The organism is Bradyrhizobium sp. UFLA05-153 (genome assembly GCF_054185185.1).
In genome coordinates this window covers 62,063-75,587 of sequence record NZ_JBBIAM010000002.1, presented here as the reverse complement: position 1 = coordinate 75,587, position 13,525 = coordinate 62,063, and the positions used below count along the sequence as shown (strand labels likewise).

The following is a 13,525-nucleotide window of genomic DNA, read 5'->3' as shown; positions in this document are numbered from 1 at the left end:
GAGCGCCTTGACTGGCGTCAGCTTTCTTGAGGGTTTTCAGCGGCCAATAATCTTTGTCGGCCGCTCCGTGAACGCGGCCTCTTTGGCGCGGCACCACAGGTGATAACCCGCGTCATGGAGGCCTGCCGCGTCCGGCGGCCTCGCCGACGCGAGCGAATGCTTCGCTTTCTGCGTCGCCACTTCTTTGACTATTTCGGACGTCGTTAGCATCCGGTGGGATCGGAGTCGTTTGCTGGATATTACTCCTTTGAATCAAGACTCCGGCGCCCGCGATAGTCGCTACTAGGACTCCGTCAACCGTCGAGACTCCGCCGAAAGACGCATTGTGCATCTGGATGCCCGTGGTCGCGGGAGGACCGGTTGACTCACTCGGAAGAGAGGCGCTTAGTCATGATAGAACATGCTCGGTGTGAGGAGCGGGTTCCGGTGTCTGGAAGTCTGAACGGTCACTGCGCCAGGCGACATGTTCCCCCGTCGATGACATGACGCCCGATGATGCTGTACAGCGCTGAGATGCGGTGGTTCTTCGTGGGTCCCGCGCCAGAATGGGTTCCGGAGTGGTTCGACGCCGGAGAAGGACGGCTACTGGAGCGGCTGGAAAAGCTACGGACCGACTCCTACCTAGTCTTCTTCGGGTCCTCAGGTGTCGGCGTGAAGCTGCGCGAAGCGCCTGGGAAAGGTCATCTCAATTTCGAAATCAAGGCACTTCGGTCAGCACCTAGAACCGTCGAGCCTCGCCCGGGCATTCTGGGAAAGGCGGATGCCTGGGTGAAATGGTCCGTCGAGTTGCCCGTGGCGGAGGATCTTCGGCAGACCATGCGGGAGGGATCGCGCTGGATCGACGTCGAGAAAAAGCGCTGGCTGCTCAAGTATGAGCTCAAAGCTGACGCCGCACCGAAAGAGGTCTTGAAGGAGGCAAGGCCCGACGAGGGATGCAACGTGGAGTTAACGGAACTGGTGGTGGTGGGAGGCCATTGGTGGACGATTGGATTCGAAGCGTTCGGTCTGCCGGAAAGGGTCGACCGCCATCTGCTGGCAAGCCTTGAGACGTTCTTTTCTGGCTCCAGGGCGAAGATTCCGTGCCCGCTCCTGGAGGCAAATTCGCTGTCGTACCCGAATTGGTTTGCCAACATCGGCGTGGTTTGAATTACATCGGCACCGGTCATCAAGGGCCGCCGCAACCGCATTGGGATTTGAACACGCGTGCAGGCGCCCCGTCCAGCGATCCGGGGCAAGCCGCTTGAAAGGGTGAGCATGGTAACCGGAAGACGCGAGAAAAGGCCGCCACCGGCGAGATATCCCGTATTCGAATTCCGTCCCCACACTCTCGTTTCGCCGTTTTAGACGGCCGAACTGCCGAGCGCCTCCGGGCAGACTGGTCCCGCTTTCCCGAGACTGCCATTGGAGACTAGGTTGCGAGTGCCGTCGGAGAGCGGCAGCGCCGCGGGGGGCGCCCGGCTATATGGCAGGCGTGGAGATCGTCTCGCGGGCTTCTTGAGCCGCGCCTGAAATGAGGGCGACGACCACCGGCTAGTTGACTGATATCAACGCGGCCGGGCGGAAACCCAACGATGATGCCACGGGAGTGCCTTTGGGGCTGAGCGGCAGGCTGAGGGAAGCAAACCGATGAATATCGAGAAATACACCGAGCGCGCGCGCGGATTCATCCAGTCCGCGCAATCGCTGGCCATGCGAGAGGGGCACCAGCAGTTTTCACCGCTGCATCTCCTCAAAGTGCTGCTGGATGATGCCGAGGGGCTGGCCGGCGGTCTGATCGACCGCGCTGGCGGCAACTCCCGGGCGATCCTGAAAGCGACCGAGGACGCACTGAAGAAGCTGCCGAAGGTTTCGGGAAGCGGTGCCGGGCAGATCTATCTTGCGCCCGAACTGGCGCGCGCGTTCGACGCGGCGGAAAAGGCTGCCGATAAGGCCGGCGACAGCTTTGTCACGGTCGAGCGGTTGCTACTCGGCCTGACGCTCGAGAAGGGCAGCGAGGCCGGTGCCATTCTGAGCAAGGGCGGCGTTACCCCGCAAAACCTCAACACGGCGATCGAGGCGCTGCGCAAGGGCCGCACGGCCGACAGTGCGACCGCCGAGAACGCCTATGACGCCCTGAAGAAATACGCCCGCGATCTCACGCAGGCCGCGCGCGACGGCAAGCTCGATCCGGTCATCGGCCGCGACGAGGAGATCCGCCGCACCATCCAGGTGCTGTCCCGTCGTACCAAGAACAATCCCGTGCTGATCGGCGAGCCCGGCGTCGGCAAGACCGCCATCGTCGAGGGGCTGGCGCAGCGCATCGTCAATGGCGACGTGCCGGAAAGCCTCAAGGACAAGAAGCTGCTCTCGCTCGACCTCGGCGCGCTGATTGCCGGCGCAAAATACCGCGGCGAGTTCGAGGAGCGGCTGAAGGCCGTGCTCCAGGAGGTGACCGCGACCGAAGGCACCTTCATTCTGTTCATCGACGAGATGCACACGCTGATCGGCGCCGGCAAGGCCGACGGCGCGATGGATGCGTCGAACCTGCTCAAGCCGGCGCTCGCCCGCGGCGAGCTGCACTGCATCGGCGCCACCACGCTCGACGAGTACCAGAAGCACGTCGAGAAGGACGCGGCGCTGGCGCGGCGGTTCCAGCCGATCTTCGTCAGCGAGCCCTCGGTCGAGGACACCATCTCGATCCTGCGCGGGCTGAAGGACAAGTACGAGCAGCACCACGGCGTGCGGATCACCGATTCCGCGCTGGTGGCGGCGACGACGCTGTCCAACCGCTACATCACCGATCGCTTCCTGCCGGACAAGGCGATCGACCTCATGGACGAGGCCGCCGCGCGGCTGAAGATGCAGGTCGATTCCAAGCCCGAGGAACTGGATTCGCTGGATCGCGAGATCATCCGGCTCAAGATCGAGCAGGAGGCGCTGAAGAAGGAAAGCGATCTCGGCTCCAAGAGCCGCCTCCAGGCGCTGGAGAAGGAGCTCGCCGATCTCGAGGAGAAATCGGCGGCGCTGACGGCGCGCTGGAGCGCGGAGAAGAACAAGCTCTCCAACGCCCAGAAGCTCAAGGCCGAGCTCGATGCCCTGCGCGTCGAGCTTGCCAATGCGCAGCGGCGCGGCGAATTCCAGCGCGCCGGCGAGCTGGCCTATGGCCGGATCCCGGAGCTGGAGAAGAAGCTCGCCGATATCGAGGCGCGCGAGGGCTCAGGCGAGATGATGGAAGAGGCGGTCACCGCCAACCACATCGCGCAGGTGGTCTCGCGCTGGACCGGTGTGCCCGTCGACAAGATGCTGGAGGGCGAGAAGGAAAAGCTCCTCAAGATGGAGGAGGCGCTCGGCAAGCGCGTCGTCGGCCAGAGCGAGGCCGTGCATGCGGTCGCAACCGCCGTGCGCCGCTCGCGCGCGGGCTTGCAGGACCCGAACCGGCCGACCGGCTCGTTCATGTTCTTAGGCCCCACCGGCGTCGGCAAGACCGAGCTGACCAAGGCGCTCGCGGAATATCTGTTCAACGACGAGACTGCGATGGTCCGCCTCGACATGTCCGAATACATGGAGAAGCACTCGGTCTCGCGGCTGATCGGCGCGCCTCCGGGCTATGTCGGCTATGACGAGGGCGGTGCGCTCACCGAAGCGGTGCGGCGCCGGCCTTACCAGGTCGTGCTGTTCGACGAGATCGAGAAGGCGCATCCCGATGTCTTCAACGTGCTGCTGCAGGTGCTCGACGACGGCCGCCTGACCGATGGCCAGGGCCGCACCGTCGACTTCCGCAACACGCTGATCATCATGACCTCGAACCTCGGTTCGGAATTCCTGGTAAACCAGCCGGAAGGCGAGGATACGTCCGAAGTGCGCGATCAGGTGATGGGGATGGTGCGGGCGCATTTCCGGCCCGAATTCCTCAACCGCGTCGATGAGATCATCCTGTTCCACAGGTTGCAGAAGAGCGAGATGGGCCGGATCGTCGAGATCCAGTTCGCGCGCCTGCAGAAGCTGCTGGAAGATCGCAAGATCACGCTGACGCTCGATGCCGCGGCGCGCGACTGGCTGGCGGCCAAGGGCTGGGATCCTGCCTATGGCGCGAGGCCCCTGAAGCGGGTGATCCAGCGCAACCTGCAGGACCCGCTGGCCGAGATGATCCTCGCCGGTGAAATCAAGGACGGCGATCACGTCGTGATCTCGGCCGAGGGCAATGTCCTGACCTTCAACGGCAAGGCGCCGCAGACCGCCGAGGTAGCCCAGTTCGAGGCGCCGCAGGCCAAGCGCAAGCTGCATTAAGGGGAATGACGTCGTGCTGATCGACGACGCCCCACAGTCGGCCAGCCATCTGCGCGGGCGATCAAGCTGAAGTATCCCAAGGATAGAAGCGAGTGCAGGCGCAGGGTGGCCAGCACACCTACGCCGAGCAATGGCAGATAGCTCTGGAAGTCGACGCCAGTCGTTCGGCTATCGTTCCAAATAAGCCCGAGGCGGAACCCGGGGAGGGTGCCCGGGTCCCTAGCCTGCCGGAACAGCATCCCTCCCTCTAGGGACCGCTCGGCATGGCTGCCCTGTTATGTTCACAAGCCAGCTGAACCGTCAGTGAACTTTTGCACTTCGCACGAGCAATGTGGTTCGGCAGATCGGGAGGAACTATCACCCGCGTATGGTGGCCGCCTATGCGACGATAAGCGATTGCCGCCAGCCGCCAAGTCGACAATCGTCTCGAGCACCCCGGCTATCACAGAACTACGTTTTTGAGGCCGGACCATTGCGGTTATGACCACGTTCTGCCCAGAACGCCGCAACGAAATCGCAGCATGCGACGCCCCGGGGGAATTGGCTAATTGAACGATTGCAACAATTGGATGTTGCGTTCCCCATAAGGCGCCCGTTCAGTCTGTCGGGATGCGGCTCACGCCCCGCCGTTCGGTCCTTGAGGAATACTGCGTAGTGTTGAGGATTGGCATCATCTCAGACACCATAGCCTGCTGCGGCCCGAAGCTGAGCGATGGCTGGCCGGAGTGGCGCATATCATCCACGCCGGTGATGTTGGTCGTGTGGACGTTCTCGAGGGACTGCGTCGGATTGCACCCGTCACTGCGATCAGAGGAAACATCGATACCGGCGAGTGGGCAAAAAATTATCCGGATACCCAGATCGTACGGCTGGGCGGCGAAGCTTCTTCGTCTTGCACAATCTTCAGGAACTGCAACTCGACCCGGCAAGGCGCGGATTTGACGTGGTCATTTCAGGCCACTCGCATCGACCGCGGATCGAAACTATTCACAGGGTCCTCTACCTGAATCCCGGAAGCGCCGCGCCACGGCGTTTCAAGCTGCCCGTCACATTGGCGGCTCTGGAACTGACCGCAAGCGGGCTTCAGCCCATCATTCACGAGCCTAGTTGCGCCAACTGATCGCACAAACGCGCGACCAACATTTTGGGAGCCTGTCGAACACCAGCTCACTTCGGCGGAGGTGGAGCAGAGGCATTCGGCGGGCAAGCTCGTGCCCGTCGCTGACTGAATATTTCCGCCGCGCACCTCGCAGCGTTCGCCCCCCACTCTGATGCAGCGATCTACGAGCGAGACGAGCCGAGGCACCCTGGGTCCAAGGACAGGGACGGGTATCTCAAGGTGATGGTGCCGGATGAAAGATCTTCACGTGAGTCTAACTGAGATGCGAGGCCATTCGGGGTTCTTGTCGAGCAACGACAAAAATGCGCGTCTTCCTTTAAGGAAAGATGCTCTCCCTATGGATTCGCGAACACGGACGGCCACGCGAGCGTCACTCACCACGCTTGTAGCGATTTCCGCGCTTTGGGTTGCCCGTGATTTTCTGTCGGCACTGAGCTGGGCCGGGGTAATTGCAATCAGCACCTGGCAGATCTAGGTTCGCTTCAAGCTCGTTGTCTTTGGCGGGCGTTCATCACCCTCAGAGATGCCGCCGAGTACATCGCCGAGCTTCCCGAGGCGGAACATACCCTGCCGGAATGGCAAGCCGCCATGGAAGCGCTTATCCTGGTGGCGGAGAGCGCTGGCGCGCATCGGCGTCATGCGGCATTGAACCGCAACCACGTCCGCGAGTTCAATCCGACGCGAAAGGATCCGCACTGGGGCCGGCGCAAGCTCAAGAGGGATCAGCCACGACCGTTTTCGTACGTCGGCGAGGTTAACCAGCAGGGTGTCTGCAAACCAGGATGCCGCGGAAACGTGCAGCCCCTCCGCCCGACCCTCTCCCCGTGAAGAACGGGGAGAGGGAGAACAGCCAGCCTCAGTCGATCACCTGGACGATCTTCTGCTGCTGCGGGTCAACCAGCACCGCCTCGTCGCCGATGGCGAGATAGCGGTAGTTGGCGAGCTCCGGATGGTTGCGCGCCAGCTCTTCCGGCACCGGCTGCAGCGACAGACAGTTCGACGCTGAGGTTCCGCCTCCGCCGGCCGAAGGCGAGGTGGAGCCGACCGTCGTCGAAGAGCTCCGCACCAATTCCCTGAACCGCCTGCGTGTGTCGTCGCTGATGACGACACGGTCGCGGCCGTAAGCGGCCGCCCTGCTGTAACCCGGTCCGTCGTCGAGAATATCGACGACCTCGCGCCGCCGCGGATCGATAATGGCAACGCGGTTGTCGATCACCGTGTACTCATAGTCCCGGTATTGCGGCATGATCCGCACGATATGGGGCGGCAACCGGCGCGCCTGCACGCCCCGCGGCAACCGCGTGCCGACATTGACCTGGACATTGAGATTCTGGCTGGTGGCCGTCCTGTCGCGCCGCAGCTGATCGACGACTTGCCTGCGCTGATCGTCGTTGACCGCGGTCGAGGAAGTCTGGCGGTTCGATTGATCCGGCGCCCGGCCGGTCTTCTGGCTCTGTGTGTTGTCGGCCGGCCGCGCGCTCTGCTGCGGCGAGGAGTTGGAGGGCTGGGCGGCCTGATCGCGCTGCTCCTTGCGATCGCGATCGATCTGCTGCTGGGTCTGCTGTTGCTTGGTATCGGCCGGCCTGGTGGCGTCCTGCTTGGGCTGACCCTCGCGGCCCCGCAGCTTTTCCTCGGCCTGTTGCTTCTGGTCGGCAGCCGGCTTGGCATCGCGGCCCTGCTGCAGGTCTTTCTGCTGGGCCGTGCTCGAGGGCGCGCGCTCGCCCCGGCCGGGCTGATCCTGGCTCTGCCGGGTTGGCTCCTTGGATTCGCGGCCTTGCGGCTCCTGCGCCTGCTTGCTGCGCTCGGCCGGCGACGGGGCCTCACCGCGCTGCATGTCCTTGGCGCCGCCCTTCGGCTCGGACTGCGCGCGCTCCTTGATGCGATCGGCCGCGCCGCCGCGATCCATCTCCTTCGACTGGGCGGCTGGACGGTCCATTTCCCTAGACTGAGACGCCGGTGATTGGGCGCGGGGGCTCTCCTCGCGCTTCTGCGAACCTTCCGGCGATTGCGCAATGGCGGCACCGGCGCCAATCACCAACGCCATCGCCGTCGTGTAAAGCCAATTAATCCTCATGGGAGAACCTCCTGTTGGTTCCCCCCGCCCGTCTCGGATTGGGCAAACTAGGTTGCCGCGTTTGGTTCCACCATGACGACGGTCAACCGGCGGCGAGGCGGTCCAGCGCAGCTTGGTCAAAAGCGCGATCAGTGCCTGACACTCCTTTGCGTCCAGTGGCGCCAGCGTCTGCCGTGAGATCGCGATCGCATTCGGCGCGGCCTTCTCGACCGGCCTGCTGGCCGGCGCGCGGCAAGCTGACCAGCAAGCGACGGCCAACCAAAGCTGCCAGCAGTTCTGATCCTTCTGGGTCTTCGATCGACTCGTCTCGCCATCTCGGTGCGTTCCCGATATCGCTTCGGACTAAGCGGGCCTTCATCGACGTCATTCGCGAGATTGAACCGCCCTCAGACGATGATCACCGACCAGCCAGAGGTTTCGTCGGTCTGGAATGAACCGTGCTCTTGATGGCCGCTCGCGTCATTCCGCTGCCATGGCATCAGCGCGTCGATTATGGCGACGCGGCCATTGCTTGGCTAACACTGCCAGGTTTGTGTTTACATGGCCTAGAAGACGGCGTCCGCGTATTTGCCTTGTACATCAAGACGAAGAACTTCCATTGGCACGTGTCTGGTCCACGCTTCCGCGACTATCACCTCTTACTTGATGAGCAAGGTGAACAACTCTTTGCCATGACGCAGCGAGAGGCTAGTAAATCGCTGAACCTATCGGAAGTGAGAAGGCCGCCGGCTCTCCTCCGTCAGCGCGAGTCTGGCAATGTCTGCTGCACGCGGCTGATGTCGCTCCAAGGATCCCGCTTCAGGCGGCCGAGCCGCTTCATTAGGTTGCGCACGGTGTACTGATCGCCACCATTGGTGCGTCCCAGCTCCTCCCACGCAATCGGCGTGGACACAGGTGCGCCCGGCCGCGCCCGCGTCGAATAGGCGGCGATCGAGGTCTGCTCCAGCGAATTACGCAGATAATCAACAAAGATCCTTTCCCTTCGGATTGATTTCGCCACCTTCGCGACGTAGCGCTCTGGGTGGTCAATGGCCATCTTCCGTGCGAAGGCCTGTACGAAAGCTTTCACCCTGTCCCATTCGGTGCGTACGATCGGCACGACCACATGCAGACCCTTGCCGCCGGACAGTTTGACGAAGCTCTCAAGCTTTAGCGTGTTTAGTCGCTCGCGCATGTCGCGCGCCGCCGCCACGACAGCGCTCCAGGAAAGCCCATCCCCTGGGTCAAGATCAAAGACGATGCGATCGCACAGGTCGAGTCGATTGATCGTCGAACCGCGCACATGCACTTCGAGCACGCCGGCCTGCACCAATGTCAGCAAACCAGATAGATGGTCGACTGCAATGACCTGACGTCCCTTGCTGTCGGTGACGATCCGCAGAGTCTGTTCGGCGAGGCCGGCCGACAGGTGCTTCTGAAAGAAGCACTCGCCCTTGGTGCCATCAGGGCAGCGCACCAGCGCGAGCGGCCGGCCCGCCAGATGTGGCGCCATCCAATCCCACACAGATCGATAGTAATCGGCTAGATCCCGCTTGGTAATGCCCACGTCCACCCAATAGACGCGATCTGGGTGCGTGAAGCGGACGCCATCATTTATCGCCAGCTTGGTGCGGCTACGTGTGCCGGGTCTCGAACGCAGCGATTCTCTCGCAACGATCTGCTCGCCTTGGTGCAATCTTCGCAATCTGAAGCCTGTTGGCTGTAGTCCGTTTTCCGGCAGCGACCATCTTGTCGGTGCTGTCGGATCGAATCTCCTAATCAACGAGCGTTTGTTCTCACGTATTCGGCGGCTTCGAGCGCGAACCTTGCTTCGTGGGTAAACGTTTTCCCGCCGCTTGCAGGACCTCTTTTGCGTGCTCTGGTCGTGCTCCGCGACGTCAACGTCCGGCCATATATCAGCGCTGCAAATGCGCTCATTTTGCCGGAAGCTGAAAATAAGCCAAGCGGCACGGCGCCCCGCGCTGCCGCCTCAACCTCGTCTTGCGTCGGCATTTCGTCCTCCGTTCCGCGACTCCGTCCGTGTGCGCGTCAACTTTCCTCGGCACCAAATACAAAATTGCTGCGCGCACGCGTGGCGCCTTGACAGCCGTCAATAAGCGGGTTCGCGCCGCAGGATCTGTGCTTCTTCTCGCCGTGGGCCCGCAGCTCAGGTCTTGATGTTGAATTCGATCCACCCCGCGAAGGACCGCATGAAGCCTTGCAGGAACTTGCGTGTTGCTTCATTCGCAGTTTGCCGCCGGCGTCAAAGAGCTTGTCTACCCCGCCAATATACGCTTCCGGCTGCGCATCGCCGGAATATTCAGAAATACAAGTGACTGCCGCAAATGATGATTGGCGCCGAACCCGCCAATTGCTTTGGGGGGAGGCGCTGACGATGACCCGGGCTTCGCATCCCATGGCCGGCTTTACCGTCCGGGAGGCGAGGGATCGACAATGGACTTGGACCCGCCGCCAGGCGCAGGCTGCATACCCGGCGGCGCGCCTCCCTGTGGAGTTGCCGCAGGCGCGCCGCCCGAGCCGGTCGAGAGCGGTCCGGTTCATCCCTGGGGCTGAAGCTGGCCCTTGCAGGCACTAGCAGTGCTGTGAACCAACTGCCGAAGAGCGTAGTGCGGTAAATCCGCACGCTACGTTCTGTGGGAGCGGGAGGCGGGCGACCGCCTCCCGCGACCCGGTGGGTGTTCAGCAATGGGCATCCCTACCGCGAACCTGGGCCAACAGCAGACCTCGTCAGACCGCCCGGGCAGATCAGCTAGGTGCCACAGGCGGGAGTCGAACTACGCAGATCACCCTAGGTTAGGGCCGTTAGAATCGCCTTCATCAGTCCGTCTTCATCATAAGGCTTCCGAAGTATTTGCGCTTCTCGAAACTCCTCTAAAGTCTCGCGATCTCCATAACCGGTGACGAGGATCACGGGCAAGTTGGGATCGGTCGCGCAGATCGCTTTCGCGAGCTCGACTCCCGTCATTTCCGGCATGGCGAAATCCGCAAGAACAAGCTCTATCTTCAGACCGTTTGCAATCAGCTCAAGGGCTTCTTGTCCGCTGGCAGCGGGCACCGCCGCGTATCCGAGGGCCTCAAGTACTCTAACGGTTGACCTGAGAACTGCCCGATCATCATCAACGACTAGAATACACGGCTTTAGCTCCACTGTTGAAATTTGCTCGGCACCAGATTCTCTTTCGCGCACTCGTGGGACCACTTCGGCACAAGGTAAGAACACCGTCACCGAGGTGCCTTCGCCGACGTGCGTCTTAAGCGCGATGCCTCCACCCGACTGCTTGGCGAAACCAAGAACTTGGGCGAGTCCGAGACCCGATCCTTTTCCTGGTCCTTTCGTAGTGAAGAAAGGCTCGAAGACGCGGGGGAGCACATCGTCGGGGATACCCATGCCTGTATCTCGGATGGCCAGTCCCACGTACTTTCCCGGAGCAGGAGCTGCCGGGCCGGAGAGCTCTTTACCGATGATGGTATTGAAAGTTTCGACGGTCAGAGTACCCCCTGACGGCATGGCGTCTCGGGCGTTAATAACCAGATTGAGGATCACCGACTGAATTTGAATTGGATCTACCAAGGCTGGGCAAAGGTCCATGGCGAGGTTCGTGCGGAGTTGGATCGCTCCACAAAGCGAGGCATTGAGTAGGCCACCCATATTCACGATGGTGCTGTTGAGATCGACCACTTGAGGCTCAAGCCGCTGTTGGCGCGAGAACGCGAGCAGTTGCGAGGTGAGATTCGCGCCCCGTTCCGCCGCTCCGAGAACCAGTTCGATACCTTCCTGATCACCGGGATCATCCCGCAGATTGCGCGACAACATACGCGCGTTAGTGAGCACGATGCTCAGAAGATTGTTGAAGTCGTGCGCGACGCCTGACGTAATCTGCCCTATCTCGTCGAGGCGTTGCAGTTGCTGGGACTCGGCCTGGGCGATTTCCCGTTGCTCCATTTGAGCACGTAGCTGCTGGTTGGTCTCCTCCAGTTCGCGCGTCCGCTCTTCAACGCGGCGCTCGAGCCTTCTTTCAATACGTTTGCGATCAGTGATCTCCAGGGCGACTCCGAAAACCGAAACCGGCACGTCATTCTCGAAGTTGGTCTGACCGCGGGTGGCGATCCAGCGTTCCACGCCGTCCTCGATTCCCAGCACACGGTACTCGGCCACGAAAACGCCATCGCTGGCGGGGTCGAGTGAGGCTTCCCACGCCGCTGCGACCCGAGCCTGGTCGTCAGGGTGTATGGCCGCGACAGCCATCGGTGCGTCGACGATGGTGTCGGCGGGCAATCCCCACATTGCCTTAAGGCGTGCATCCCAGTCGAGAGCGCCGGTCCTAGGATCGCCAGAATAAGACGATAAGCCGACTAGTTCGACTGCCGCCTTTAGCCGCGCTTCGCTGGCCCGCAGCAACGCTTCTGCGTGTTTCCGCCGGTGGATGTCTCGGAACGCAACAGAAACGCCGGTCGAGGTTGGATAGATGTCGACCTCGAACCAATGCCCAATCAAAGGCGAGAGGCTCTCAAAATGCTGGGCCGTGCCTGCCTCAAATGCGCGCCGGTGCGCCTCATAGTCCGGCGTGCCGACAGCGTTCGGGAACGCTGAGAGAAACGGGAGGCCTATCAAATCGTCGGGCTTCTTGTCCCAGATCTCGAGTGCCTTGCGGCTTGCGAAAAGAAAACGTTGATTCTGATCAAGCGTATAAAAGGCTTCGCCGATTCCTTCGAGTACCTCGCGCAGTCTGGCTTCGTTCTTGCGCAAGGCCCGTTCGGCCCGGTCCCGCTCCGCCTTTTCCCTTACGGCGTTGGTGGTCTCGAAAGCAATGGCAAGATTGGCGACGACCGCGCCCGTCTCATCGTGGATGGGCGTAAAATACGACGTGAAAAACGCTTCCTCAGGACCGCCGTTGCGCAGGAGCGTCCAGGGACGGTCTTCCAGCGTAACGGTCTCGCCCGCGAAAACACGGCGGTGGATCGCTGCTTCGGCCGCCTCCCATACCTCGCCCCAGACTTCGCGCCCGGGTCGGCCGAAGGCACGAGGATGCTTCGTCCCCATGAACGCCCGATGGATCTCATTGTAGATTAGGATGCGCTCGGGACCCCAGATCAGATTCATCGCAAGTTGCGATGCCATCATGAGGTCAATGGTGGTCTTGAGGCTCTGGGGCCAACTGGAAATCGGCCCAAGCGGAGTCTTCTCCCAATCGAACGCGCGAACGCGCGCGCCCATCTCCCCGCCGCCCGCGGGCCAAGCTGATGGTCCTGGGTGAAGGTCCTTGCCCACTGAGCCTCTCGCGGGCGCTGGGGAACAGGCCAACATTGTCCTGAACTACGATAGATTAGCCCAAGCAATCAGCATCAAAAAGCATCTTCGTGCAGGTGGGCTGGCTTGGTGCCCCTTAATTCCGCTCCGGGTCGTGTGTCAGGAGCATCGCCATGAGTACCGGCGATGCGCAACTGTACGAGGGATGAAGGAGGGCCCTTCGGGTTCGGCAATCAGGTGCTGATCTCAAGCCACCGCAAGCTGCTGCGGTCAAAAGCCGTGGTGGTGAGCGTTGCGGAAACGCCGGGACGAGATTCCGGCAGGCATGGTCGAGAGAGGCGAGCGCAAGCGAACCGCTGCAGAAGTGTCGAAAGCGGATTAGGCGATGTCAGAACCGGGGGGTGACCCTTCCTCCGGGATTAGCTCGGGGGATGCCTGAGACTGCCCGAGCGACATCCGGCATGTAGGCGGCGCGAAGTTCGACCAGGCTTTCGTATGGAACGTGAGAACCTGCCAAGGGAAAAGACACAAGCGGCTACAACCGCAAGGTCGAAAGTACCGATGCGCCGGAGAGGGGCGGACTGTCGTTGCTCGTCGTGGGAGCCAGCGCGTTGGGCGGAAGTGCTGTTTTGCTAATACAGGCGCTACCGCCAATACTTCACGGGCTTCCGTAGGGTCAGAAGCGACTTTCGAGCGGCACCGAGACAAGTTTGAGCCGCGAAGAAGTGTCCAATAAAACGTCCAACAAAGCGCCCACAAGATAATTGGCCAACCGCTGTAAGTAATTGGATTTACAAAGAAAAGTCGTCAGAAATAT

Annotated in this window: 5 protein-coding genes and 2 pseudogenes; 4 read left to right on the top strand and 3 right to left on the bottom strand. The window is 61.6% G+C overall.

Features of this window, described 5'->3' with window-relative positions:
- Positions 1-492 precede the first annotated feature (492 nt).
- From Q2941_RS01645 to Q2941_RS01635, 3 genes and pseudogenes are all read left to right on the top strand, one after another.
- Positions 493-1,146: a hypothetical protein gene (locus tag Q2941_RS01645; protein WP_458191383.1), complete on the top strand. Its 654-nt coding sequence runs from the start codon at positions 493-495 to the stop codon at positions 1,144-1,146.
- 480 nt (positions 1,147-1,626) lie between these two features.
- Positions 1,627-4,266, top strand: a complete 2,640-nt coding sequence (gene clpB / locus Q2941_RS01640) for an ATP-dependent chaperone ClpB (RefSeq protein WP_458191382.1) — start codon at positions 1,627-1,629, stop codon at positions 4,264-4,266.
- A 609-nt stretch (positions 4,267-4,875) separates the two neighbouring features.
- A pseudogene (locus Q2941_RS01635) lies at positions 4,876-5,386 on the top strand (metallophosphoesterase family protein).
- 856 nt (positions 5,387-6,242) lie between these two features.
- On the opposite strand, the gene Q2941_RS01630 reads toward Q2941_RS01635, so the two are convergent.
- A complete protein-coding gene (locus Q2941_RS01630) occupies positions 6,243-7,460 on the bottom strand; it encodes a DUF1236 domain-containing protein (protein ID WP_458191381.1) in 1,218 nt (405 codons plus the stop codon).
- A gap of 563 nt (positions 7,461-8,023) precedes the next feature.
- On the opposite strand from Q2941_RS01630, the pseudogene Q2941_RS01625 reads away from it, so the two are divergent.
- Positions 8,024-8,158, top strand: a pseudogene (locus tag Q2941_RS01625) (DNA starvation/stationary phase protection protein); the annotation flags it as partial.
- 41 nt (positions 8,159-8,199) lie between these two features.
- Here the strand turns inward: Q2941_RS01625 and ligD are convergent.
- Positions 8,200-9,135, bottom strand: coding sequence for a non-homologous end-joining DNA ligase (gene ligD / locus Q2941_RS01620; RefSeq protein ID WP_458191380.1), 936 nt, complete (start codon positions 9,133-9,135; stop codon positions 8,200-8,202).
- A 1,113-nt stretch (positions 9,136-10,248) separates the two neighbouring features.
- A complete protein-coding gene (locus tag Q2941_RS01615) occupies positions 10,249-12,729 on the bottom strand; it encodes a response regulator (RefSeq protein ID WP_458191379.1) in 2,481 nt (826 codons plus the stop codon).
- Between the last annotated feature and the right edge of the window lie 796 nt (positions 12,730-13,525).